Annotated in this window: 21 protein-coding genes; 8 read left to right on the top strand and 13 right to left on the bottom strand. The window is 30.6% G+C overall.

Annotated features, from left to right (window positions below; all coding sequences use genetic code 11):
* Window positions 1–501, bottom strand: coding sequence for a hydrolase (locus tag BXY80_RS07105; RefSeq protein WP_120200574.1), 501 nt, complete (start codon window positions 499–501; stop codon window positions 1–3).
* A 3-nt stretch (window positions 502–504) separates the two neighbouring features.
* Entirely contained in the window at window positions 505–1266 is a 762-nt protein-coding gene (locus BXY80_RS07100; RefSeq protein ID WP_120200573.1) for an MBL fold metallo-hydrolase, read from the bottom strand.
* A gap of 93 nt (window positions 1267–1359) precedes the next feature.
* On the opposite strand from BXY80_RS07100, the gene BXY80_RS07095 reads away from it, so the two are divergent.
* The gene (locus tag BXY80_RS07095) at window positions 1360–2811 is read left to right on the top strand and encodes a TonB-dependent receptor (RefSeq protein WP_120200572.1); all 1452 of its coding nucleotides are present in this window, start codon (window positions 1360–1362) and stop codon (window positions 2809–2811) included.
* A 144-nt stretch (window positions 2812–2955) separates the two neighbouring features.
* On the opposite strand, the gene bcp is transcribed toward BXY80_RS07095, so the two are convergent.
* Window positions 2956–3411, bottom strand: coding sequence for a thioredoxin-dependent thiol peroxidase (gene bcp, locus BXY80_RS07090; protein WP_120200571.1), 456 nt, complete (start codon window positions 3409–3411; stop codon window positions 2956–2958).
* Between the two features lie 37 nt (window positions 3412–3448).
* Here bcp and BXY80_RS07085 point away from each other — a divergent pair, with 37 nt between their 5' ends.
* A complete protein-coding gene (locus BXY80_RS07085) occupies window positions 3449–4108 on the top strand; it encodes an endonuclease III domain-containing protein (protein WP_120200570.1) in 660 nt (219 codons plus the stop codon).
* A gap of 228 nt (window positions 4109–4336) precedes the next feature.
* On the opposite strand, the gene BXY80_RS07080 is transcribed toward BXY80_RS07085, so the two are convergent.
* Window positions 4337–4921 (bottom strand): RNA polymerase sigma factor, encoded by a 585-nt coding sequence (locus tag BXY80_RS07080; protein WP_120200569.1) that lies wholly within the window; start codon window positions 4919–4921, stop codon window positions 4337–4339.
* 231 nt (window positions 4922–5152) lie between these two features.
* Between BXY80_RS07080 and uvrA the strand changes: the two genes are divergently transcribed.
* On the top strand, window positions 5153–7936 hold the full coding sequence (uvrA, locus tag BXY80_RS07075) for an excinuclease ABC subunit UvrA (protein ID WP_120200568.1): 2784 nt from the start codon (window positions 5153–5155) through the stop codon (window positions 7934–7936).
* A gap of 9 nt (window positions 7937–7945) precedes the next feature.
* Here uvrA and BXY80_RS07070 read toward each other — a convergent pair whose 3' ends face one another.
* The gene (locus BXY80_RS07070; RefSeq protein ID WP_120200567.1) at window positions 7946–9091 is read right to left on the bottom strand and encodes a helix-turn-helix domain-containing protein; all 1146 of its coding nucleotides are present in this window, start codon (window positions 9089–9091) and stop codon (window positions 7946–7948) included.
* Window positions 9092–9182: 91 nt separating this feature from the next.
* Between BXY80_RS07070 and BXY80_RS07065 the strand changes: the two genes are divergently transcribed.
* Window positions 9183–10283: a DUF2911 domain-containing protein gene (locus BXY80_RS07065; RefSeq protein ID WP_120200566.1), complete on the top strand. Its 1101-nt coding sequence runs from the start codon at window positions 9183–9185 to the stop codon at window positions 10281–10283.
* A gap of 10 nt (window positions 10284–10293) precedes the next feature.
* Here the strand turns inward: BXY80_RS07065 and BXY80_RS07060 are convergent, their stop codons facing one another.
* The gene (locus BXY80_RS07060; RefSeq protein WP_120200565.1) at window positions 10294–11373 is read right to left on the bottom strand and encodes a DUF3667 domain-containing protein; all 1080 of its coding nucleotides are present in this window, start codon (window positions 11371–11373) and stop codon (window positions 10294–10296) included.
* Window positions 11374–11708: 335 nt separating this feature from the next.
* Here BXY80_RS07060 and BXY80_RS07055 point away from each other — a divergent pair, with 335 nt between their 5' ends.
* Window positions 11709–12395: a hypothetical protein gene (locus tag BXY80_RS07055; protein WP_120200564.1), complete on the top strand. Its 687-nt coding sequence runs from the start codon at window positions 11709–11711 to the stop codon at window positions 12393–12395.
* 73 nt (window positions 12396–12468) lie between these two features.
* On the opposite strand, the gene BXY80_RS07050 is transcribed toward BXY80_RS07055, so the two are convergent.
* Genes BXY80_RS07050 through BXY80_RS07040 form a run of 3 tightly spaced genes read right to left on the bottom strand, consistent with a single transcriptional unit; the run spans window position 12469 to window position 15925 of the window.
* Window positions 12469–14406, bottom strand: coding sequence for an adenylate/guanylate cyclase domain-containing protein (locus tag BXY80_RS07050; protein ID WP_120200563.1), 1938 nt, complete (start codon window positions 14404–14406; stop codon window positions 12469–12471).
* Window positions 14407–14453: 47 nt separating this feature from the next.
* Window positions 14454–15035 (bottom strand): HD domain-containing protein, encoded by a 582-nt coding sequence (locus BXY80_RS07045; RefSeq protein ID WP_120200562.1) that lies wholly within the window; start codon window positions 15033–15035, stop codon window positions 14454–14456.
* Window positions 15035–15925 (bottom strand): YitT family protein, encoded by an 891-nt coding sequence (locus tag BXY80_RS07040; RefSeq protein ID WP_120200561.1) that lies wholly within the window; start codon window positions 15923–15925, stop codon window positions 15035–15037. The genes BXY80_RS07045 and BXY80_RS07040 overlap by 1 nt, the downstream gene beginning before the upstream one ends.
* 208 nt (window positions 15926–16133) lie before the next feature.
* Between BXY80_RS07040 and BXY80_RS07035 the strand changes: the two genes are divergently transcribed.
* Window positions 16134–17378: a hypothetical protein gene (locus BXY80_RS07035; protein WP_120200560.1), complete on the top strand. Its 1245-nt coding sequence runs from the start codon at window positions 16134–16136 to the stop codon at window positions 17376–17378.
* A gap of 175 nt (window positions 17379–17553) precedes the next feature.
* On the opposite strand, the gene BXY80_RS07030 is transcribed toward BXY80_RS07035, so the two are convergent.
* The 4 genes from BXY80_RS07030 to BXY80_RS07015 form a co-directional block, all read right to left on the bottom strand.
* A complete protein-coding gene (locus tag BXY80_RS07030) occupies window positions 17554–19011 on the bottom strand; it encodes an oligosaccharide flippase family protein (RefSeq protein ID WP_120200559.1) in 1458 nt (485 codons plus the stop codon).
* Window positions 19011–20291, bottom strand: a complete 1281-nt coding sequence (locus BXY80_RS07025) for a glycosyltransferase family 4 protein (RefSeq protein ID WP_120200558.1) — start codon at window positions 20289–20291, stop codon at window positions 19011–19013. Before BXY80_RS07025 ends, BXY80_RS07030 begins: the two co-directional genes overlap by 1 nt.
* An 82-nt stretch (window positions 20292–20373) precedes the next feature.
* On the bottom strand, window positions 20374–22806 hold the full coding sequence (locus BXY80_RS07020; protein ID WP_120200557.1) for a YfhO family protein: 2433 nt from the start codon (window positions 22804–22806) through the stop codon (window positions 20374–20376).
* Window positions 22807–22835: 29 nt separating this feature from the next.
* Window positions 22836–23096 carry a DUF4834 family protein gene (locus tag BXY80_RS07015; RefSeq protein ID WP_120200556.1) on the bottom strand — a complete coding sequence of 87 codons (261 nt, stop codon included), beginning with the start codon at window positions 23094–23096 and terminating at the stop codon, window positions 22836–22838.
* A 125-nt stretch (window positions 23097–23221) separates the two neighbouring features.
* Here BXY80_RS07015 and BXY80_RS07010 point away from each other — a divergent pair, with 125 nt between their 5' ends.
* Complete coding sequence (locus tag BXY80_RS07010) at window positions 23222–24214, top strand: transporter (RefSeq protein WP_120200555.1); 993 nt, start codon at window positions 23222–23224, stop codon at window positions 24212–24214.
* 12 nt (window positions 24215–24226) lie between these two features.
* A complete protein-coding gene (locus BXY80_RS07005; RefSeq protein WP_120200554.1) occupies window positions 24227–25348 on the top strand; it encodes a GNAT family N-acetyltransferase in 1122 nt (373 codons plus the stop codon).
* The last annotated feature ends 66 nt before the right edge of the window (window positions 25349–25414 follow it).

The raw sequence follows: 25414 nt of genomic DNA, 5'->3' as shown, positions 1-25414 counted from the left end.
TTATGGTCTGTATAATGTAGATTCTACAACTTTAAATTTTAATTCCTTTTTATCAATCACTTCGTAAGTTAAAAGCATTTCTCCCCAATACGTTCCGTCAGTAAAACTAGCAATTATCCACTTGTGATTTAACAACTTTACTTGGTCAATTAGCATTTTTTCACCTGTCATTGACGCATATGGTACTAATGGATGGTCTTCTGTTTCATAAATATTTAAATCAAACAGCTGATCTATTATAAAAGGGACAAATTCAGAAATTTTAAAACCTTCATCCTCTATGTATGTCATAGCATCATCATTGGTTTCAAAATTAAACCTATAGATGTCTAAGCTATTTTCCTCCATTATTTTTAGAGAATCTTTCAGCATAACAACATTCTCTTTAGACTTGGTTAATTTTTTATCATAATCTTCAATAATACTTTTAGAATTTACAAATTGAAAAATCACTAGTAAAATCGAAAAAATAAACAAATACATAAAAATTCTGTTCTTCATAATCTAAAGTTCTATTTGTAGGTTATCGTAAGCTAAATAAACGTTTTTTGGTAATTTTTGTTGCACGTCATCATGAAATCCTAAATAATGACTTATATGTGTTAAATAAGCAGTTTTAGGCTTTACCTTTTCAATTAATTGTAGTGCTTCATCTAATGTAAAATGCGAAATATGTTCTTTCTCTCTTAGTGCATTAACCACTAAAACTTTTACGCCATTAAGTTTTTTAATCTCATCTTCATCAATAGTTTTCATATCAGTGAGATATGCAAAATCATTAAATCTAAACCCAAATACTTGTAGTTTATGATGAAATCCATTAATAGGTATCACATTTATATTACCTAATTGAAATGGCTTGTTTTCTATTTCATGTTGAATGACTGAAGGCACGCCTGGATATTTGTCCTTATCAGTGAAAATATAATCAAAACGCTGGCGCATTGCCTTTAAAACTCTTTTGTGAGCGTAAAATGGTATATTACCTTGTCTAAAATAAAATGGTCGTATATCATCTAATCCTGCAGTATGATCCGCATGTTCGTGTGTGAAAACAACACCATCAATTTTAAAACACTTAGCATTTAGCATTTGCTGCCTAAAATCTGGACCACAATCAATAACGTAAACAAACGCATCCCATTCAATAAGAACAGAAACTCGTAAGCGTTTGTCTTTTGGGTTTTCACTTAAACATACAGGATGATTGCTTCCAATTACTGGAATTCCCTGCGAAGTACCTGTGCCTAAAAATGTAATTTTCAATCAAAATAGATTTAGAACAAAAATAAACTTATTTTTTTGTTTGCAAGGCTAATTTAATACCTTTGTAACATCGCATAAACCCAGACTAAAAAGATGGAAATAACCTTAAAAGGAGATAAAGAGTTTGAAGAAATACCTTCGTTAAAAACGAAGGCACTTCGAATTAACCTTAATGAGCATATTTACGGAACATTTGCAGAAATTGGTGCAGGACAAGAAACTGTACGTCAGTTCTTTAGAGCTGGAGGCGCATCAGGAACAATTGCAAAAGCTATGTCTGCTTATGACAAAGCCTTTAGTGATGCAATTTATGGTATTGAAAATGACAAACGCTATGTTACTGAAGCGCGTTTAAGAAAGATGCTTGATCATGAAGTAAATTTAGTTGAAGAACGTATTACTAGAGAAGCGCATCCTAATAAAATGTTTTTTGCGTATGCAAATACAGTAGCAACTATTGACTTTGCAAAAAAATACAAAGGTCATGGTTGGGTTGGTATTAAATATCAAGTTGACCCTAACCAAGGCTATAATGAAATTGTATTACACCTTCGTTTTAAAGAAAACGATGCTAGGTTACAACAAGAAACATTGGGTATATTAGGTACAAACCTTATTTATGGTGCTTTTTATAAATACAATGAGCCAAAAAAATTACTACGTTACCTTTATGATCACTTAGATAAAGACCAATTAGAAATTGATACTATTAATTTCTCTGGTCCTCTTTTTGATGAAGTAGATAATAGGTTAATGAGTTTACAACTTGTTAAAAATGGTATGACTGATGCAGTCATGTTTGCGCCTGACGGAAACAATGTATTACCAGCAAGAGTCTTATACAAAAAAAACATTCTAGCTTTACGTGGTAGCTTTAGACCTGTAACTAAAGTAAACATGGATATGTACCAAAAGTCATACGATATGTTTATTAAAGAAAATAGAGTCGATCTCAATAAAACACAAGTAGTTTTTGAAATCACTTTATCTAATCTTCGCGCAGAAGGTGAAATTGATGAGCAAGATTTTATGGATCGTGCTAAGCTATTATGTTCACTAGGTCAAACAGTTTTAATTTCAAATTTCCAAGAGTACTATAAATTAGTAGAGTACTTTTCTCAATATACAAAAAGCAGAATGGGACTATCTATGGGAGTTAATAACCTTATAGATATTTTTGACGAAAAATATTATCGCCATTTAAGTGGTGGAATTCTTGAAGCATTTGGAAAATTATTCTTTAAAGACTTGAGAGTTTATTTGTACCCAATGCAAAACGATGATGGTAGTTTAATAGATAGTGAAAACCTAAAAGTGCATCCTAGAATGAAAGAGCTTTATAAGTTCTTTAAATATAACGGTAAAGTTGTAGATATTACAGATTACGACACTTCTGTTTTGGGCATATTCTCTCGAACAGTTTTAAAAGCCATTGCAGATGGAAAAGATGGATGGGAAGAAATGTTACCTAAAGGTGTTGCTAAACTAATTAAAGAAGAAAGTCTTTTTGGTTGCGAAACCGAACAAGCCTATTTGGGTGAATAATACAAAAAGCTGTCTAAAAAAGTGATCTTACTGTCATTTTGAGCAGAGTCGAAAAATCTCAATTATATATAAATCTGTATTTTGATATTATTGAGATTCTTCATCTTATTCAGAATGACACTTTTTAAACAGCCTCTTTTTATTCTATGATTCTAATACTTGTTCTGCGTGATGCTTAGCTTTAACTTTTTCTATTACCTTTTCTATTATTCCATTTTCATCAATAACAAAAGTTACGCGATGGATACCATCAAATGTACGTCCCATAAATTTTTTTGGACCCCAAACATCAAAAGCCTCAATAACTGACTTATCTGTATCTGCTAGTAACGGATAAGGAAAACTAAATTTATTTTTAAAATTAGATTGCTTTTTTTGTGTATCTGCACTAACGCCTAAAATCTCATAACCTTTCGCTTTTAGGTCTGCATAGTTATCTCTTAAGTTACAAGCTTCTACAGTACATGTTGGTGTATTTGCCTTAGGGTAAAAGAAAACTACTAGTTTCTTTCCAGCATAATCTGATAATGATATTGTATTTCCTTGCTCATCTATAGCTGAAAAATTTGGAGCCTTATCTCCTGGTTTTAATTTAGTCATAATTGGTTAACTTTGGTTTTTTGTAAAAATACAACATATGACCAAGCAAGAAAAGGTAGACTTCGTAATAAATACACTTAACAACCTTTACCCTACAATTCCTATTCCCTTAGACCATAAAGATCCATATACATTACTTATAGCCGTTTTAATGTCTGCTCAAAGCACAGATGTTAGAGTTAATAAAATCACGCCTTTATTGTTTGCTAAAGCTGATAATCCATATGACATGATTAAACTTTCAGCAGATGAAATTAGAGAAATTATTAAACCCGTTGGCCTATCACCAATGAAAAGCAAAGGAATTTATGGTTTATCAAAAATATTAATTGAAAAATATAATGGCGAAGTTCCGCAAACCTATGAAGCTTTAGAAGCTTTACCAGCTGTTGGTCACAAGACTGCTGCTGTTGTTTTATCACAAGCTTTTGGTATTCCTGCATTTCCTGTAGATACTCATATTCATAGATTAATGTATCGCTGGAATTTAACTAATGGGAAAAATGTTGTTCAAACAGAAAAAGATGCAAAACGTTTATTTCCTAAAGATTTATGGAACGATTTACACTTACAAATTATTTGGTACGGAAGAGAATATTCTCCAGCTAGAGGTTGGGATTTAGATAAGGATATTATCACAAAAACTATTGGAAGAGTAACCGTTTTAAATGACTACTATAAAAATAAAAAGTCCTGATGACTAACAATCAGGACTTTTCAAAGTTTAGTTTAGAAGCGCTTCAAACTTCAATTTATTACAATGTATAACACTTAAAGCCTTAGAATAATTCAAAAGAAAATCCACTGTCTCTTCTTTTGGAGTTAGGTTATTTTTCTTTTGGGGACACTCAGAGTATAGTTTTGCCATTTTTATAATTTTAGGATTTATATATTTCCTAAACGCAGCAAAACTATATTTATTGTATCAGTTTGTTAAAACAATATTATTTTTATCTATTACCTTTCTTAAATTAATTAAAGCATAACGCATTCTACCCAAAGCTGTATTAATACTAACACCTGTTCTTTCAGATATTTCTTTAAAACTCATATCTTTATACATACGCATTGTTAGCACTTGTTTTTGATCGTCTGGCAATTCTTCAATTAGTCGTCTTAAGTCAGATTCTACCTGTTCTTTTATAAGTTGCTTTTCAGCATTTAAAGCAGTATCACCTAACACAGAGAATATACTAAATTCTCCAGAATTATCAAACTTTGGCATTCTATTATTTCGTCTAAAATGATCAATCACTAAATTATGAGAAATACGCATAACCCAAGGTAAAAATTTACCTTCTTCATTATATTTTCCGAGTTTTAGGTTTTTAATAACCTTAATAAAAGCATCTTGAAAGATATCTTCAGTAATATCTCTGTCAAATACTTTTGAATAGATAAAACTGTAAATTTTCTGTTTGTGTCTGTTAATTAAAACCGAAAGTGAGCTTTCGTCTCCGTTAATGTAGTTTTTAACTAAAACAGCGTCTGTGATAAGTTCGTGTCTCATAATTATTACTTTAAGGGCAAAGAAGTAATCTTCTTAGCTTGGGGTTAAACTTGAAAGTAATATTATGTTATAGGCAACTAATTTTTAACTGTTTAAGTCTCAAATATAACAACAATCATTCCTAAAAAGCAAAAAAAACCATAAAACTTTAACATTTTATTCAACAATAATCCATTTTATAAGCTGAAATACTTATAGTATCTTTGCAAATCTTTATATGCTCAAACTCCTATGAATAGTAACATTCTAGACGTAAGTCCTAAACAAAACATCATCATAAAAGGTGCAAAATTGCATAACTTAAAAAATATTGATGTTGTTATCCCTAGAAATAAACTTGTTGTTATTACTGGTTTATCTGGCTCAGGAAAGTCTAGTTTGGCCTTTGACACGTTATATGCTGAAGGGCAAAGACGCTATGTAGAAAGTCTTTCAAGTTATGCAAGACAATTTTTAGGACGATTAAATAAACCTAAGGTAGATTTTATTAAAGGCATAGCTCCTGCAATTGCCATTGAGCAAAAAGTAAACTCTACAAACCCTAGATCTACAGTTGGAACTACTACTGAAATTTATGATTACCTAAAGTTATTATTTGCTAGAATAGGTAAAACATATTCACCCATTTCTGGAAATTTAGTAAAAAAGCACTCAACAAAAGATGTGCTTGAGTTAATAAAAACATTAGACCAAGGCGAAAAACTATTGCTCCTCTCTCCTATTATTTTAGAAGAAGGCAGAACGATGGCAGGCAAGCTTAAAGTTCTACAACAGCAAGGCTATGCAAGAGTAAAATACAAAGACGATGTTTTAAGAATTGATGAAGCTATCGAAAAACAACTAACAAAAAACACCTATTTAGTTGTTGATAGAATTATTATAAAACACGAAGAAGACTTCTATAACAGATTAGCTGATGCAATTGAAACGTCTTTTTTTGAAGGCAAAGGCACTTGTATAATTGAATCGCTTTCAGATAAAAAACAGCATCATTTTAATAATAAATTTGAGCTAGATGGCATGACGTTTTTAGAACCAAACGTGCATTTATTTAGCTTTAATAACCCATATGGCGCTTGTTCTAAATGCGAAGGTTATGGCGATGTTATTGGTATAGATACTGATTTAGTGATTCCAAATACTGGATTATCAGTTTACGAAAATGCAATTTTTCCTTGGCGAGGTGAAAGCATGAGTTGGTATCGTGACCAACTAGTTAACAACTCACATAAATTTGATTTCCCTATTCATAAGCCTTATTTTGAATTAAGCAACGAACAAAAACAACTTGTCTGGGACGGCAATGCTTATTTTGAAGGGTTGAATTCATTCTTCGCAGAATTAGAATCTAAAGCCTATAAAATTCAGAACCGTGTTATGTTATCACGGTATAGAGGAAAAACCAAATGCAATGTTTGCCATGGTAAACGGTTACGACCTGAGGCAAATTATGTAAAAGTTGGAAAGGTTACTATAACAGATTTGGTAGAAATGCCTTTAGATCAACTATCAATCTTTTTTAAAGAATTAAAACTAAATGAGTATGATGCCAAAATTGCAAAGCGTTTGCTTAAAGAAATAAACAACAGACTTGTCTATTTAAGTAATGTTGGCTTAGATTATCTTACATTAAACAGACGTTCTAATACGTTATCTGGTGGTGAAAGTCAGCGTATAAACCTTGCTACTTCATTAGGAAGTAGTTTGGTAGGTTCAATGTATATTTTAGATGAACCAAGTATAGGCTTACATCCTAAAGACACAGAAAAACTAATTAAAGTACTAATTGCGCTTCGTGATTTAGGCAATACTGTTATTGTGGTAGAACATGATGAAGATATTATGCAAGCTGCAGATGAGATTATAGATATTGGACCAGAAGCTGGTACTTTTGGTGGTGAAGTTGTGGCCACAGGAACTTATAAAGAAATACTTGTATCAAACTCTTTAACCGCACAATATTTAAATGAAAAACTAAAAATTGAAGTTCCAAAAACGCGTCGTACTTCTAAATATCATATTAATATTATTGGAGCTCGAGAAAATAACCTTCAAAATATAGATGTAACGTTTCCTTTAGAAATGCTTACCGTAATTACAGGAGTTTCTGGTAGTGGAAAAAGTACTTTAGTAAAAAAAATACTCTTTCCAGCATTACAAAAGAAACTAACAGATTTTGGTGATAAACCTGGTCAGTTTACAGACTTAAAAGGAAATTTTAGCAATCTAAAACACATTGAGTTTGTTGACCAAAACCCAATAGGACGTTCGTCTCGTTCAAATCCTGTAACCTACATTAAGGCTTATGATGATATTAGAGCTTTATATGCTAATCAAAAATTAAGTAAAATTAGAAACTACCAAGCCAAACACTTTAGCTTTAATGTTGATGGCGGACGTTGTGAAACCTGTAAAGGTGAAGGTGAGGTTACTATTGAAATGCAGTTTATGGCAGATGTACATCTAACCTGCGAAACTTGTAATGGTAAACGTTTTAAAAAGGAAGTTTTAGAAGTTACTTTTGAAGGTAAAACTATCGATGATATTTTAAATTTAACTATCGATGATGCTATAACCTTTTTCTCAGAATATAACCAGACTAAAATACAAGGTAAACTCCAACCTTTACAAGATGTTGGCTTAGGTTACGTAACTTTAGGTCAAAGCTCATCTACGCTTTCTGGAGGTGAGGCACAACGTATAAAATTAGCCTCTTTTTTAGGCAAAGGAAGTAAAAGTAACAATGCATTATTCATTTTTGACGAGCCAACAACAGGATTACATTTTCATGATATTAAAAAACTGCTAAAATCATTTCAAGCATTAATAGCTAATGGACACTCGATTATTGTTATAGAACATAATTTAGAACTTATTAAATGTGCAGATTATGTTATAGACTTAGGCCCTGAAGGCGGCAAACGTGGTGGTAAATTAGTTGCTCACGGAACTCCTGAAGATCTAGTAAAAAATAAAGCTTCAATCACTGGAAGTTATTTAAAAGAGAAAGTATAATTCAAAAATTCAATTCCTATTTTCAATTTTATTAAGATTCTCCTCAATAAACTTTTGAGGCGTTAAGCCAATTTGCTTTTTAAAAGCAGCATAAAAAGCTGAAGGCGTATTAAAACCAACACTATAAGCTATGCCTTCTATTGTGTAATTTGTAGTGCCAAACTTTTCCAGTTCTTTTTTTAGTTCTTCAACTCGATAATGGTTAACATATTCTGGAAATGTTTTATTATATGTTTTGTTTATGGTTTGAGAAATTAAATAGACAGGTTGGTTGATATGTTCAGATAACTTACTTAATGTTAACTTAGAATCTCGGTAAATTTTTTCTTCTTTAAAACTAAAATCTATAGCAGAAGCAACACGATTCATTCGTTCTTTAGATATTGTATTTATTTTTTCAGATTTTAACTTTTTAATTGTGTACATAGTTAAATTATAATTTAACCAATATAGCACCAATACAGAGATTATTGTACCTATTACATACATTTCTATACCTCTAGAAACTATTTGAAACACAAAGGTCATCCAAATAATACTAACCCCTATAAGTACAGATTTATCTAACTTAGATTTTGATGATTTAACAACTTCATTTTTAGTATATAAATACCAAGAATATATAATATAAGCTGATAAAACTGCTGTTCCTGTCCAGAATAGTACAGCTAATTGACCAATATATAAACTCCAACCAACACTCAATGCGATTAATGAAGGCAAAAAATGCAATAAATCTATTGGGTTAAATGTATACTGAGCTTTATTACTTTTAACAAAGAGCAATAAAAAAGGACCAATGGCTAACTTACCCATTAAACCTATAGATATATATAAAGAAGATATATTAAAAAATAAATAGTAAAATATCGATTTACTTATTCTGAGCGCCAATGCAATTAATAAAAGTGAAATAAAAATATCTGCATATGTTTTAAAAGGTCGTTTCTTTAAAAACACAAATACCAAAAACAAAGCATTAGCAATTGCTAACAAGCAAAATACAGCAATCCAAATTTTTAATGAGTTTACAATCACACCTAACCATTTTAAAATCCTAAATATGGTAAAACTATAGTAATCGTTTAATATAATATAATCTTCACTTAAAATTTTATTCAGATTTAGCGAATCAGGATAAAAAGTAATGCTCACAAAAAAAAAATTCTATCATGATTTATCAAATCAAAAGGGCTTTAATAGAATCTAATTCTAAATTTACACTTTAATTAATACTATTAATATTATGCTAAAAAAACACTTTATCACTAGTTTAACCCTCTTAATTTTTATTTCAGGACATGCTCAATTTCATACCTTAAAAATTCCTCAGAGAAGTAATCATGTTATAGAGCAACAACAATTAGCAGTAACAGATATTATATTAGACTATAGTAGTCCGTCAGTTAACAAAAGAGATGTGTGGAATGACCCTAATGTGATTCCTCAATATGGTAATCCAATTGCATGGCGAGCTGGAGCAAACATGAACACTACTATAGAGTTTACTACAAATGTTAAAATAGAAGGTAAAGAATTAAAAGCTGGAAAATATGGTTTTCACATTATTCCCAAAGGGGAAATATATACACTTTTGTTTGCGCACAATAATAATCAATGGGGAAGTTACTATTTAGATTTAGAAAACGATGTAACCTTAAGTATAGATGTTAAAGCAACTAATTGCACATTTAGTGAAAAACTAGATTTTGAGTTTTTTGACTGGAAAGAGAACTCAGTAAAGATTGGCTTAGAATGGGCCAAACAAAAGATTGCATTTGAAGTATCTGTCAATTTAAATAAAACCGTTGTTGATAGTTTTAGAAATGAGTTAAGAGGCATAAATACTTACCATTGGCAAGCTTGGAATGATGCAGCCAATTGGTGTTTAAATCATAACACAAATTTAAGTGAAGCGTTACTATGGGTTAACCGTTCAATACATGGAGGTTTTAATGGGTTTGCTTCAAATAAAAACTTTACCAATATATCTACAAAAATTAAGCTTTTAAAGAAACTCAATAAAACCGAAGTACTTAACGAAACATTAGAAGAGTTGTACACCTTAGACTATAAAGATTATGAAGCGTATGATTTTAGCAGATACCTTCTTGAACAAAAAGAATACTTAGTTGCAAAAACATTTTTAAATAAAGCGAACAATAAACACCCTAAACGCTGGTTTTTGATTTTAAATAGAGATGTTGCAAATTATTTTCTTGGTAATGCAAAAGACGCAATAAGTTCGATTAAAAACAACATAGAATTGGCACCTAAAAACTTCCAGCCTCGTTTAAATAAAATTATTAAAGAAATGGAATCTAACACCTATACTTTACCAAAATAACTTATTATAATTAATAAAACATAAACGAAAATATACCAACAATTATAATTGTAAATGGCGTAACAAATAATAAAAACAAAAATGTTGTAAGACCACTTTTAAACCAACTTAAAAACCAACCTTGTTTATAAAATCGTTTTACAGCAATCATTAAGTAAAAGAATGTTGAAGCAATTAAAACCCAATCTATCCAATCTGGTATATCAATTAAAATATTGATAAGATATACTAAACTTATTGCGGTAAATAAAAAAGAAAAATAATACAAACTAAAAACAAGGTGATGTGTATATGGTCCTTTTTTTCTGTATAAAATTTTAAGTATTAATGCAAAAATTGGCAATAAAAAAAACAATGCTATTGGTAAGCTGTTATATAATGTTAGTAATATAGAGCCAACACCTTTTTCTTTATAAAGCTTAAGCATTTGCGCATAAAATTTTCTTTTAATAAAACCCGCATCATCAGGCATTCCCATTGCTGTATAAACAGCTTTATCTTCTGCTCCTACTTTAATTAAAGAATCCACTTTTTTCTCATCAAAATCAAAGGTTAAACCAGCTGTTTGCATGTCATTTACACTTTCACTTTTTATAATAGAGTCTAATACCTTAACATCGTTTTCCGCTACTCCCAGAACCTCTTGATTATTTTTTATTGGCTTTAAAATTTTATTAATCTGGATAGAATCTAAAGTAGGTTTTTCAATAGTCTTAATTTCTCCACCAGACAAACTAATACGATCATTTTCCTGCAGTGCTTTATTAAGATCGTTTGTGTTTTCTGTTACAGTAAACGAAAAAATGAAAAAGAAAATGAATGCAACAAACAAATACATTTGTCCAGGGTGTAGATACAATAAACGCTTTCCTTCAATAAATTTTTGAGGAAGAAATCCTGGTTTAAACATTAAAAAAATAAATCCTTTTAAAAAACGCGCATCAAATGAAAAGTAATTACTAATTGTGTTATAAAACAAAACACTTAAAGTAAGATCCTCATCAGTTTTTTGTCCACAATGCGGACAAAATTCAAACCCATCTTCAAACGTTTTATCACAATTTTGACAATCTACTTGTTCAGTTTTCATTTTTGGTGTGGTTAGTTTTTAAAATTACTAAAAATATATGGTATTGATTATACTCTATTTATTAGAAGAATTTATAGACTAAATGTTACATCAATTAAAAAGTAAACACAAATCACACATTTAAAACAACAACTCAACCAATTAACAATCAGTACTTTATATTTTTTGGCACGCTAATTGGTTTCAATTCAACCAATAGCGTAAGCCGAAAAGCTAAATGAGTAGGCATAATCTAAAAACCTATAATTATGAAACATCTAAACATTAAATTAATAAAAATTTAAATTATAATTAAGATGTTACATGATACAGATTTTTAAAAATAATTAAGAATCATGAAAAAGCAAGTACTTTTTATTGCAATGATGTTACTAGGTATGACATCTGCAACAACAGCAGGAACTGCTGTGACAAATGGGGAAGATTTTAACAATGCACGCTATCGTTTTGCCGAACCAATTGTGTTTATTGAGCGAGGTGTAGAATTTTTAATTTTTCCTGACGGAAGCTTTGATTTTAATACTGATATTGAATCAAACTTCACAGACACCTATTACAGAAGATTAAATACACGAAGGAGCTCAGTAAATACAACTTATGGTGCCCCAGGTAGTGTTGGTAGAACGCATTATTCTGTACCAAGAACAAGAGGTGTAATTGTTACTCACGACAATCAAGGTAAAGTACGTAGAATTGGTAATGTATTTATTAACTACGACAGACAAGGAAAAATTAAACGTGCAGGCTCAGTATATATGAGTTACCAACGTGGCAACAAAATGTTAAGACAAGTTGGTGGTTTAAGAGTAAACTATAACCGTTGGGGCGAAATTGTTCACATTAATGGTATTGTTAATCAATTTAATGCAGAATTAAACTGCGGTGTTGATACTGTATTTAATGGATATGAATATCTCAATTATGATGACTTTAATTATGATGATGACTACTACTATTACAAGAAAAGTGGTAAAGTGAAAAAACACAAAAAACACAAGAAGCACAAAAAACACAAACGATAAGATATCTCATCTACCTAACTAGAATTGAGATTATAAAATCCCAAAGACTCTTCCCAAAGGCTTTGGGATTTTTCTATTTTAAACTTACGAAATACATCTCTACTTCACCTTTGCCTTTGGCTTTAATCTTACCTCGGCTTTCGAAAGTGAATTCTGGTTCGTCTTTTATATAATCATACGTATTTTCTGAAATATTTACTTTTCCAACTTCGCCACTACTCTCCATACGAGAAGCTGTATTTACAGTATCTCCCCAAATATCATATTGAAACTTCTTTACACCAACAATACCTGCAACCACTGGACCAGTATGAATCCCTACACGCATCTCAAAAGCATGTTCGCCTTTGGCTTCTTTTTCTTTATGTAGTTTTATAATAAAATCTTGCATGTCGAGTGCAGCTAGCACTGTATCTTTAACTGATGTTTTAGAATTCATAGGTAATCCACCAGCTGCCATATACGCATCGCCAATGGTTTTTATTTTTTCGATATTATATTTCTCCATGGTAGCATCAAAAGCTTTAAAACATTCATTGATATTGCCAACTAAGTCTTTAGCAGACATTTTTTCTGACATACCTGTGAAACCTTTAAAATCTGAAAACAAAATTGAGACCATTTCAAAGTCTTGAGCTTCTGCTTCTCCTTTTTCTTTAAGTTCTTCAGCTACTTCAGCTGGCAAAATATTTAAAAGCAAATTTTCTGAACGGTCTTTTTCTTTTTCTATAACTGCTTTAGCTTTTTTAGTAAATCGATATCTACTATACAATCCTCCAGATATTAATAAGAAAAATAATCCTGTGGCTAATGCTAGATTTTTATTCTTATCTTTCTTCCTAACTTCTGCTTGATGTACCATTTCTGTTTTTAGTTTAGCTTCTTCATTTTGTAAACTATCTTTCAAACGTTCTTTATCAAATTCTAATTTTTGAAGTTTTTTGGCAGTATTTATTTCGTTAAGACTGTCTTTTGCTGCCACCATCTCTTCTAGATATTTTAACGCTTTATTATAATTACCAGTTAGTTTGTACAGCTCATAAATGGCTCTCTTAGACCTTTTAAGTTCAAAATCATTTGAATGCAAAGTTCCATATTTTATGGCGACTTCAAAAGCTTCAATACTTTTTGAATACTCAAGCATTCCTTTATATACTTCTCCAATATTATTATATACATAAGGCTTTACAGTGTGAAACTCACTATCATTTATTAATTTTAAACTTCTTTTATTTGCTGCTAAAGCCTTTGCATAATGCTCCTGTTTAAAATAGGTTTCAGCAATATTGACTTCAGTAATGGCAATTTCAAAAGGTCTATTAAGTTCTTTGGCCAAAGCTAGAGCCTCGTTGTAATACTCTAGGGACTTTGGATAATCCTCCAAATAAAAATATGCCATACCAAAATTGCCAGAATTAGCAAGCAGAGCAGATTTATTGCCGTCTTTAATTAATGCCTTAGCTTTTTTAAGACACTTAACGGCCTCATCATATTCACCAATTTCTAGATAAATAGGACTTAAATCAGTATAGGTTTTTCTAGCAATTTCTGGAGAGTCATTAAGGTCAAATCTAAAGTTCCTAGTAAAGTAATCAATGCTTTTATCAAATTCTTTAAGATCAAAATAAACCATTCCAAAATTAGTATATAAAGAAATTAAAGCTTTTTTATGATTTAATGGAACCAGTATCTCTTCAGCTTTTTCCAAATGTTCTAATCCTAGGGTTGATTTCCCATTTCTATGATATTTAATTCCGAGGTAAGAATGCGTGCGACCAACTTCTAAATCTATATTCTTTTTTTGTGCTAAATCCAATTTTAAATGCGCATAGTAGAAAGCGGAATCCAGTTGAGTTTTTTTATAAGACCGCATAAGTTTATCTATAGCATTTAACCTAATCGAGTTGGTTTTATCTTCATCTTGCCAAACGCTTAGCAATGAGTCTTTATTGACTTGTGAATATGTTAGGTTAAAAAAGATTAGGGCAATACAAATGAGTAGTCGTTTCATATCGTATTGTTTAATTAATAGCTAAAGATAAAGTTACATATTTTAAGTTAAAGCATTCTTTTAAGCTGCTTTATGTTTTTTAATTTCCTAAATGTTTTATAATGTCTACAGTATTTAGTATAATAATGATGCTCTTTTAAAAAATTTAACTGTATGGTTTTCCATTTTTGAGTAGTAAGTCTAGGATTATATTGCTGTAACTCCAAAAACAAATTATGAGCTATTTTCTGGTAATTTGAAGTTGCTAAATATTCTAAATCTGCGTCTGCTATAATTTGTTCTAGTAGGTTTTTTGGGTTTTGAGGAATTTTAGTAGCCATAATCATTCCGCAAACAACTGCTATATCTTCTCTAGCATATCCATAATCTAGCAACTGTTTTTCGGCAATCTTACAGCCTTCTTTTTCATGCTCGACATTGGTTTTAATAAAACCTATATCGTGATACAAAGCTGCTAACTTAATTAATTCTAAATCTTTTGAATTAACTTTTTCCTTTTTAGCTATATGAATTGCTCTATCTAATACATAAAGTGTATGTGCAGTATTATGATAGCTTAAATACATTGGCAACTCTTTATTTAAGAGTGATGTAACATCTTTTAATATGGTATTGAAACTAACCGACATTAATGACCTGTATTTCTACTTATTACGCCTCCTTTTACTTCTTTAATATTCTGCACAAACATAAAAGCTTTGGGGTCTGCTTGAGCTATGGCTTGCTTTATTTTATGCACTTCTAATCTTGTTACCACTGTAACAATAATATCACAATCGTGCTTAACAGCATAGTTTTCTGGTAAATTACCACGTTCACCTTTATAAACTGTTATTGGCTTATTAAATGTATTTACAATTAAATCTTTAATTAGTGCATCGTTTGGTGATATAATGGTTAAGGATATTAATTTTTCAAAACCATCAACAACATAATCTGATACTTTAAGTGCTGTAAAAAAAGTAAGTATAGAATACATAGCTTTTTCTAAACCTAAAAAGAACGCAATAATCAAAAATATTGAAGTGTTTATAGCCATAATAATTTCAGTAGTAGAGAGTCCAAACTTTTTGTTAGTAAACTCAGCAATGACTTCTAAACCATCAATAACGCCGCCGCCTCTAATTACAAAACCAATACCAAGACCAACAAATACACCTCCAAAAGCAGCTACCAAGAAGTGATCCTTAGTTACAGTTGGAATTGGCAAAATATTTAATGCAATACCTAAAAGCACCAAAGATAATAAGGCATGTACAGCAAAATTTTTACCTATTTTTTTATAACCCAATATAACAAATGGGATATTGAGTAACAGTAAAGGAATCCAAACATCGATATGATAAAACTCATGCATTAAAATGGAAATCCCTAAAAGGCCTCCATCTAAAAAATGGTTTGGAATCATAAACCCTTTAATAGCTATTGTTGCTGCAACTACTCCTATGATTTTTAAGAGCAATGATTTTAAAGAAAAAATGTCACTGAGTTTTAAAGTTTCGGTTAGGTGATGATTCATTTTAAAATTCAATTTATAAATGGTTAATTAATGCTTCTACTAAAATATGATTTTTAAAATTAGTGGTAACACTTATCGTTATTCTAGACTATCACAAAAAACGAACTCTAATTCAATTACCTAAAAACCAATCGTTTACTTTTAAAATTAGTTTTTTGGCACACTGTTTGTTTAGTAATAAATGTAGAATATAAAATCCGCAACAATTATGAAATCGAAGATTCACGAACTCATTACTTTCAATATAAATAAAGATGTGAGTAAAAAATTAGCTTTATTTTTTACAGCGATGCTTCTAGCAAATATTTCTGTAAACGCAAAAACCACCAACATTGCAACACACAATACAATATCTAACGCTTATGTTAATGGTTATGGCAATTCTTTTATATTTGAAGAAAATAGTATTGAATTTTCTGTTTTTCCAGATGGTCAATTCGATTTTTTTATGCCAAATTGTGGTCCAGATGTAAATGTATCTATTGGTACTCCAAATGTCTCAATAAGCTTTAATTCTGGTTATGATTATAACCCTTACGTACAATATGATAGTTATGGAGCTATTGTACAAATAGAGAATACTCCAATATTTTACGATTTTTATGGTCGTATTTCACGTGCAGGTAATGTAAACATTCATTACAACAGTTTTGGTCGCATCTCTCGTGTAGGAGGTTTATATGTACATTACAACAGATATAATAGGTTTTCTCATTGTTCAGGTTTTATAAATGTTTATAACAGAGCTTATGTGTACAGACCTTGGCACAGTTACTATGTAGTACCAGCTTTTGACTACTGTGTAGTAAATGTTAGACCATACAGACAATATTATACACCTGTAAGACACACATATTACAGACCTTATAGAAACAACTATAGACAACCTGTTAGAACTAATACAAGACGTAATACAGTTGCTCATAACGGAAGACGCTCAACTATTAGCGATCGTTACAGACAAGAAGCAATACCAAGACGAACTGATAGCTCTATAAGATCTAATGATAACAGATTATCTAACGCTACAACAACTAGACGTGATAATGGAAGAGAAAGAACTGCAGCAGACTCTAGAACTAGAACTAATAACAGAAGACTAACTTCAACACCAGGAAGAGTTAAAACTAAGCCTTCTTCTCAAGTAAGAAGTAATACTAGAACAATGTCTTCTAACCAAGGCACTAAAACTAGAACAGTTAAGTCTACTTCAACTAGAAGACATGTGACCAAACCTAATAGAACTGTGTCTAAATCAATAAAGACACCTCGAGTGGTTAGAAAAAATACGACGGTTAGAAAACCAAAAGCATCTAACTCACGTAGATATAATACACAGTCTAGAACTGTAACACAAAATAAAAGTAGAAATAAATCGTTTTCTAAAAAGCCTAGCTCAAGAAGTTCACAACAGAAAAAAGCTAGGACAAGCACAAGACGATCACGATCTTAAACATATAATGACTTTGGTTGGTTAGTTAGAAAGTCCCGCAAGTAGTATGCCTCAAAGCACCTTGTGGGATTTTCTCGTTTTACTTGATAGTTGAGGTTTTAATGTTCAGTATCTTGTTTCTAAATTTCAAATATATATTCATTACGAATGCTTAGTAGACTTACTTAGAGTTAATCTACTTGAGTCGCAGATACTTTTTTATCTGCTCTGAGATATCTTGAGAAACAGCTAACTTATAGATTAGCATTAAATACGCAATTCCTATTAAAAGAGATTTTAATAAAATATTTGCCATAGGATGAAAAGGAAATTCCCAAAAATAAAACAACAATACAATAGCTACTATTACCAGACTAACTTTTAACGTAGCAATTGTAAATGGCAACATATTAAACTTTTGCTTAACAAAATAAACTTTAATTGTATTGTAGACTCCTATTGCAATTAATGTTGCTAAAGCCGACCCATTGATACCATATTTAGGTATTAACAGCATATTTAAAACTATGGCAAGTATAGCAAGTAATACTCCAAAAATTAATACTATACGATAGTAGTCACTATTAAACAAAATGGCATTATTATTTCCAAGAAGGTTATCATATAATTTGGCAATACTAATTAAAAACACAACTAATAATCCGCCACTAAATTTTTCAGGAATTATAACGTATAATTGATTAATGTTAGCGATGATTAACAAGAAAATTAATCCGCTAATTACATATAAGGTTAGCGAACTTCGTTGATATAAATCTTTTAAGGCAAGCTTATTATTTTCATTTAAAAACTGTGCTGTTAAAGGCTGTAATATTTGATGCATAGCACGTTGTGGCACAGCTATAACAGTACCAATAAATACAGCAACACTATAATATGCTACTTCTGCTATATTGATATAATTATTAAGCATAAACTTATCAATATCTAGTATTAAAGTTGCTATGGATCCTGCAATAATGATTAATGAAGAATACTTTAAAATAGAACTTAAATTTTCAATCTTATTGAATTTAAATACAGGTAATCTTACACTAAAAGCATACAATTTCATGATAAGCATTCGTAGTACATAAACCCCAATTACACTTATAATAAACTGTTCTACATTTAGATATTTAAAATAGACACAAAAAAGCAATATCATCACGCCTATTCTATGAAATACCTCTTTCATAAAATTTCCAAAAACGGTTTGCATTTGCACTTTTGCCCAAGCAAAAAATACTTCAAAATATGCCATTGCTATGGCAGTTATATAAATGTACCAGACATAATCTTTTACTATTTCATTTTTTTGTGAAAGTAATTCGGCAATAGTTTCATAAGATATATAACCTATAAGACCTACAGGAATTACCAATACTAAAGGCAAAAATAGCATCAAGGTTAAAAAACTATTTTGAGAGTTTCTAGTTTTAAATGTTGAATAAAACTTAATGATGGTATTATGAACTCCAAAAGCCATTAAAGGCATCATAATATTGGCTGCAGATAATATAAAAGCAATTAAACCATAATATTGATCTGTAATAAAGTAGGTATATAGAAATAAGGTATTAATCGCTCCTATTCCAAAGCCTAAATAGGTTGTGATTGTGTTTTTAAAGGATTGATTTATTACAATGCCCATTAGATGAGTTGAGAAACTAGTTTTGTTAATGCTTTTCTACTATACTGCTGCAATCCTATTGGTTGTGTAGTAAGTGTATTGCTTTTATAAGCTTCAAAATACGATAAAATTTGAGATTTAATTTCTTCCTTTTGATTGTAATAAAAATAGCGTCCTGTATTTGTTGATTTAATAATACGCTCTACATCTGTATCATTAGGCCCAACTGCAATAATGGGCGTATGTGATGCCATGTATTCAAACAATTTACCAGGTATTATAGCTTTTGTGTCTTCTGAATTAATCTCGACCATCAACAATACACGTGATTGCATTTGTGCTTTTAATGCCTCATCATGCAACACATAACCTACATTGTTAATATGATGGCTTAATTTAAAATTTTTAAGGGTTTGTATAACATCTTCACTAACAACACCTATTAAGTTTAATTGGAAACTTTTGTTGAAAGATTCATTTTCATTAATCAATTCACTTAAAGCTTCCCATAATTGTTTTGGATTTCGCTCAGACAATAAGGATCCAATATGAGAAAGTGTAAATTTTGAATCCTTTACAGGTTTTTCTATATGATGTGTATCATATCCATTTGTAATGACTGTAATCGGCTTATTGGTCTTTAATGCAAACTCTTGCTTAGTATTTTCACTCGTTACTATAATTTGGTTTGCAGCATTTAAAACATCATGCTCAAACTGTTTATGCTTTTTTTGAGATGATTTTGAAAGCTTTAATTTTTTGTGATAACCTATAGTTGTCCATGGGTCTCTAAAATCGGCTATCCACTTTACTCCTAGCTGTTCTTTTAACTGAAGCCCAATTAAATGCAAACTATGTGGTGGACCAGTAGTAATAATGGTTTCTATTTGTTCTTTCTTAATATAGTCTGAAAGATATTTAACCGAAGGTTTTACCCAATTTTTACGAGCATCTGGAATAAAGAAATTTCCTCTAACATACAACAACAACTTTTGAATAAAAGTCTGTTTCTCTTGCTTAGGAATCACTCCAGAACTAATTTCTTTTGAACTTTTTTTAGACAATAAACTCGCCAAACGATATGGTTCACGAATGGGTTGTTTTATAATAGTTACTTCTTTAGGAATTCCAGAAGACAAACTCTCATCTATAATAGCATAATTTGGGTTCTTGGGACAATATACAATTGGATCAATATCATATTCTGGCAAATACTTTACAAACTTTAACCAACGCTGTACGCCTGGACCTCCAGCTGGTGGCCAATAATATGTAATTATAAGTACTTTTTTTTTTGCCATTATTGTCATTCCCTTGAAAAAGGGAATCCATTATTAATTTAATTTCAAATTTAAAGATTCCTGCATACGCAGGAATGACAAACTATTCTTTTCTAAATCCAAACCATAATCCTCCAATTAACAACAACCCAAATAGTATTGAGCTAGCTAATGCAATTGTGCTTCCTGTTTGTATAACTTTAGGTTCAAACTTAAACTCAACGGTATGATTACCTGCTGGGATTTGCATACCTCTTAAAATATAATCAACACGTTGATGAGGTTTAATTTTTCCATCTATATAAGCATTCCAACCTTCTCCATAATATACTTCAGAAAATACTGCAAAGCCCTCATTGTTGTTACTTGACTCGTATTTTAAATAGTTTGGTTTATAATCAACTAATGAAATTAATGCTAGAGAATCAACACTAAATTGATAATTTTTCTCTACAGCAGCTTTTACTTTACTTTTGTCACTTTTTTCATAAATAGCTTCGTCCAAAGTTTTTAAACTATCTAAAGCTAGTATTGCATCATTAGCAGAATCAACACCTCTTAATTGAGACACAAACCAAGCATTACCATTAGCATCTTCATTTGTAAAAGGAAAGATAGAACCATTTTCTTCAGCTATAATATACTTTGTGTTAAGCATATTTAAAACATTCATATTATTCTTAGCTATATAAAAATCAAACAACTCATCATAACGCTTTAGTTTTGCAGCATGATAACCACTTAAAGAATTATGAAAATAGGATGCTCTTGCGCCACCAGAAGTAACATCAAAAACTCTAAAATGACTTTTATCTTTCATGATTTCCTTATCTGCAGCATTTGCTTGATAAGGTCTATTTACTTCTATGGCAGATACAAAATTATCATTGTTAACGTAGCGTCTATCAACACCTACTAAATCAAACACTATTAATCCCGCAAAAATCACAATTACTAATGTTTCAGAAAGTTTCTTCTTTAAAAACATAAAAACTGTTCCCGCAGAAAGTAATACTAAGGCTAATGTTCGTATAGCATCTTGCGTAAAAATCATTTTGCGGTCTGCTCTTAAAGCATCAACAAAAGCCTGACCATATTGACCATATGACTGACGATAATAACCGTCATTTACACCTACAAAATCAAAAGAAGACTTAAATATTAAAAACAATAAAGCAATTCCTCCTGTTATAAGTGCTGAGTATTTTAAAGCTTTTTGTTTGTCTTCATCCTTTTCAAAGGCATTAAACAATCGTACTAAACCAAAAATGGCAAGTACAGGAATACATAACTCTAAAACAACTTGAATAGAACTAACTGCTCTAAACTTATCATACAAAGGAATATAATCAATAAAGAAATCTGTTAAAAAACCTAAATTCTTACCATAAGACAGTAAGAGTGATACTATTGTTCCGCCAACTAACCACCATTTTAAACGTCCTTTTACTAAAAACAATGCGAATACAAATAAAAATAGTACAACAGCTCCAATATAAGCCGGAGCTTCAACAATAGGTTGGCTTCCCCAATATGTTGGCGTATTTTTCACTTCTCTAGTAGCTTCAATTGGGCTTGCGCCTATGCTTGTATAAAAGTTATACATTTCAGAATCTTTACCTACATCTTCTCCATTTCCTCCACCTAATAATCTTGGTATAAATAAATTAAAGGTCTCTAAAATACCATAGCTATATTCTGTAATGTATTCCTTGCTCAGTCCAGAAGTTGCTTCTTTAGGCGTACCATCTGGATTTATAGTAAGTTCACTTTTTCCTCGTGTACTTTCCTTAGCATACTCTTGAGTAGCCAAAATGTTAGTTGCATTTAAACCAATAGCCAGAATAAGGGCAACAACCATAATTCCTACAGATTTAAAAAAACGAGGAATCATCTGTTTTTTATAAGCATCAATTAGATATGCAATACCTAAAACAATAACTAAAAGCATTAGATAATAAGTCATCTGGAAATGGTTTGCTCCAATTTCGAGCGCTAAAGCAACCGCAGTTAGCAAAAAACCTATAATGTATTTTTGCCTAAATGTGAGTATAATTCCTGCTAACACTAAAGGCATATATGCTATGGCGTGTGCTTTACTATTATGGCCAACACCTAGTATAATAATTAGGTATGTAGAAAATCCAAAAGCAAGCGCACCAAGTGCTGCAAGTTTAAAGTCAACTTTTAATGAAAGTAACAATATATAAAACCCTAACAAATAGAGAAATAGATAATCTATAGGTCGTGGTAAAAACCGCAAAACAGAATCTAGTTTTTTAATATAATTATGTGGATACTTTGCTCCTAATTGGTAAGTTGGCATACCTCCAAACGCACTATTAGTCCAATAGGTTTCTTCTCCCGTATTAGCTTTAAATTCTTTTTGTTGATTAGCCATGCCAATGTATTGCATGATATCACTCTGAAAGATTTGCTTTCCTTTTAAAACAGGACTAAAATATGCTAATGAAATAACTATAAATCCTACTAATACAAGTAAATGAGGAAGGCATTTTTTGAAAGAAAACTGCATGAATCTAGTTTAAAAGAATATTGTGAAAATTAATCAATTTCTTCGTAATCTATATACTCTCCAACTTTTTTATTTGAAGATGCATTAGTATTAGGGACTTTATCTATAACAGTTTCTCCTTCTCTATGTTTAGGCTGTTGGTTACTTTGTTGTTGTTGAAATTGTCCACCAAAACGCTCTTGCATTTTTTTAGACATATAACGTAATAAATACGGCGCAAAAATTTTAGATAAGATTTTTACACCATAATAAATCAATAAAATAATTAAAATCGTTCTTAATAAACCCATAAGCGATGCTCTTTACAGCATTAAAAAATATTTTATTCAAAAATACAATTATCAGCGTTTAAAAACAGTTATAAATACTTAAAAAATATATAAAATCTCTATATTTGAACTTAAACTGCTTAACAATGAAATCTATCAAAATTTATTTTTCTTTATTAACCTTCCTTTTAACCTACAATGCTTTTTCTCAATACACAGAAGTAATCAACTCTAATAGACCAGGAGTTTCGAGAAGTGCCTTTTCTGTTGGTACCAATGTTGCACAATTAGAAGTAGGTCCATATACAATAAAGGAAAAGCATACACCATTAAATTATGAAGTATCTGGCTTTGGTATTGATTTCTCAGCGCGCTATGGTTTATTGTTTGAAGAATTAGAGATTAATATTGAAGGTACATACCAAAACGACAAAAGAAAACTGATTTCTAGATCTGGTTTTACAAGTGAAGATAAGCGTTCAAATTTTAAAAACTTCGCAATAGGCGCAAAATATCTTGTCTATGATCCATATAAAAATGCAGGAGAAGAAAAACCAAATCTTTATAGCTATCATGCCAATAGAACTTTTAAATGGAAATCGTTAATTCCCGCTGTAGCAGTATATGTAGGTGCTAATTTTGATACAAAAAACAATCCTTTTACTGCTCCAGATGTAGAAGGCTTTAGTCCAAAAATAATGGTTGCTACTCAAAACAACTTTTCTGGCGGATGGGTTTTTGTGATGAATTTTGTTAAAGACAGAATAGGAAGTGATTTTTCTGATTTTCAATATATCTTAACCTTAACACATTCTTTCAATCCTAGATGGGCGATTTTTGGAGAAACTCAAGGCATTAAAAGTGATTTTTATGCAGATAATTTATTTCGTTTTGGAGGTGGTTATTTATTAAGTAAAGATTTTCAATTAGATACAGCAGTAACTCTAAACACAAAAGACACGCCTTCTGTATTCGGAATTAATTTTGGAGCCTCTTATCGATTAGATTTTCATAAAGACAAAAAGATCGACAATAACAACGATAAAAAAGATGCCGATAAACGTAAACCAAAGAGTAAGAAAAAGAAAAGAAAGAAAAAGAAAGATGATGTTGACTTTGATGATGACGGAAGTCTTTAAGCCTTATACTCTATGATTACAGTTAAAGAAATTCATTCTAAAAAGGATTTAAAACAATTTGTTAAATTTCCTTTTAAACTTTATAAAGACTCAAAATATTGGGTTCCTCCTATTATAAAAGAAGAATTAAATACATTTAATAAAGAGATAAACCCTGTTTTTAAAGATGCTGAAGCGCGTTTTTTCTTGGCCTATAAAAAAGATAAAATTGTTGGTCGTATTGCTGCAATTATAAACTGGCTAGAAGTAAAAGGCCAAAATGAAAGTAAAATGCGTTTTGGTTGGTTTGATGTTATAGACGATGTTGAAGTTACAAAATCTTTACTTGAAAAAGTTCATGACATAGGAAAAAGCAATCAATTAAAATATGTTGAAGGTCCAGTTGGGTTTTCAAATTTAGATAAAGTTGGAGTTTTAACTGAAGGTTTTGATCAAATAGGTAGCATGATTACTTGGCACAACCATCCTTATTATGCGACTCATTTTGAACAATTAGGCTATAATGTTGCAAAAACATACTCAGAGAACAAAATGGAGTTTGTAAATATCAAACCAGAATTTTTCTCCAGAATACAAACCTTAATCAAAAAAAGATATCAGCTTAAAGCTATAAATTTCACCAAAAACAAAGACATACTTCCTTACACAGACGAAATGTTTGATGTTTTTACAAAGTCACATTCTGTTTTATCATCATTCGTAGATATTAATGATGAACAGCGAGAATACTTTAAAAAGAAATTTATTGGATTTCTTAATCCAGAATATGTAAAGTTTGTTTTAGATAAAGACGGTAAACTTGTTGGTTTTGGTATTGTAACACCATCATATGCAAAGGCTTTGCAAAAAATGAAAGGTAAACTCTTTCCTTTTGGCATTAGCCACTTATTACATGCAAAGAAACACGCAAAAACTGTTACGTTTTATTTAATTGGTGTTTTGCCAGAGTATCAAAATAAAGGTGTTACTGCCATTATATTTCATGAGTTTCATAAAACTTTTTCAGAAAAAGGTATTGAGTTGTGCATTAGAGGTCCAGAGCTAGATGATAATGTAGCTATACAAAAGTTATGGAAAAACTTTAAACCAGTAACGCATAAAAGACGTTGTACATTTAAAAAAGATATTGCATAAAAAAGAGACTGTCTAAAAAGTGATTACATTGCCATTTTGAGCGGAGTCGAAAAATCTCAATTATCT

The organism is Ichthyenterobacterium magnum (assembly GCF_003610635.1).
GTDB lineage: Bacteria > Bacteroidota > Bacteroidia > Flavobacteriales > Flavobacteriaceae > Ichthyenterobacterium > Ichthyenterobacterium magnum.
Note: the sequence above shows the minus strand (reverse complement) of the source record. Positions and strands in the feature narration are given on the sequence as shown.

Coding starts and splice junctions, on each gene's coding strand:
- BXY80_RS07105 (WP_120200574.1), bottom strand. CDS start 501: ATGAAGAACAGAATTTTTATGTATTTGTTTATTTTTTCGATTTTACTA.
- BXY80_RS07095 (WP_120200572.1), top strand. CDS start 1,360: ATGGAAATAACCTTAAAAGGAGATAAAGAGTTTGAAGAAATACCTTCG.
- bcp (WP_120200571.1), bottom strand. CDS start 3,411: ATGACTAAATTAAAACCAGGAGATAAGGCTCCAAATTTTTCAGCTATA.
- BXY80_RS07085 (WP_120200570.1), top strand. CDS start 3,449: ATGACCAAGCAAGAAAAGGTAGACTTCGTAATAAATACACTTAACAAC.
- BXY80_RS07080 (WP_120200569.1), bottom strand. CDS start 4,921: ATGAGACACGAACTTATCACAGACGCTGTTTTAGTTAAAAACTACATT.
- uvrA (WP_120200568.1), top strand. CDS start 5,153: ATGAATAGTAACATTCTAGACGTAAGTCCTAAACAAAACATCATCATA.
- BXY80_RS07065 (WP_120200566.1), top strand. CDS start 9,183: ATGCTAAAAAAACACTTTATCACTAGTTTAACCCTCTTAATTTTTATT.
- BXY80_RS07060 (WP_120200565.1), bottom strand. CDS start 11,373: ATGAAAACTGAACAAGTAGATTGTCAAAATTGTGATAAAACGTTTGAA.
- BXY80_RS07055 (WP_120200564.1), top strand. CDS start 11,709: ATGAAAAAGCAAGTACTTTTTATTGCAATGATGTTACTAGGTATGACA.
- BXY80_RS07050 (WP_120200563.1), bottom strand. CDS start 14,406: ATGAAACGACTACTCATTTGTATTGCCCTAATCTTTTTTAACCTAACA.
- BXY80_RS07045 (WP_120200562.1), bottom strand. CDS start 15,035: ATGTCGGTTAGTTTCAATACCATATTAAAAGATGTTACATCACTCTTA.
- BXY80_RS07040 (WP_120200561.1), bottom strand. CDS start 15,925: ATGAATCATCACCTAACCGAAACTTTAAAACTCAGTGACATTTTTTCT.
- BXY80_RS07035 (WP_120200560.1), top strand. CDS start 16,134: ATGAAATCGAAGATTCACGAACTCATTACTTTCAATATAAATAAAGAT.
- BXY80_RS07030 (WP_120200559.1), bottom strand. CDS start 19,011: ATGGGCATTGTAATAAATCAATCCTTTAAAAACACAATCACAACCTAT.
- BXY80_RS07025 (WP_120200558.1), bottom strand. CDS start 20,291: ATGGCAAAAAAAAAAGTACTTATAATTACATATTATTGGCCACCAGCT.
- BXY80_RS07020 (WP_120200557.1), bottom strand. CDS start 22,806: ATGCAGTTTTCTTTCAAAAAATGCCTTCCTCATTTACTTGTATTAGTA.
- BXY80_RS07015 (WP_120200556.1), bottom strand. CDS start 23,096: ATGGGTTTATTAAGAACGATTTTAATTATTTTATTGATTTATTATGGT.
- BXY80_RS07010 (WP_120200555.1), top strand. CDS start 23,222: ATGAAATCTATCAAAATTTATTTTTCTTTATTAACCTTCCTTTTAACC.
- BXY80_RS07005 (WP_120200554.1), top strand. CDS start 24,227: ATGATTACAGTTAAAGAAATTCATTCTAAAAAGGATTTAAAACAATTT.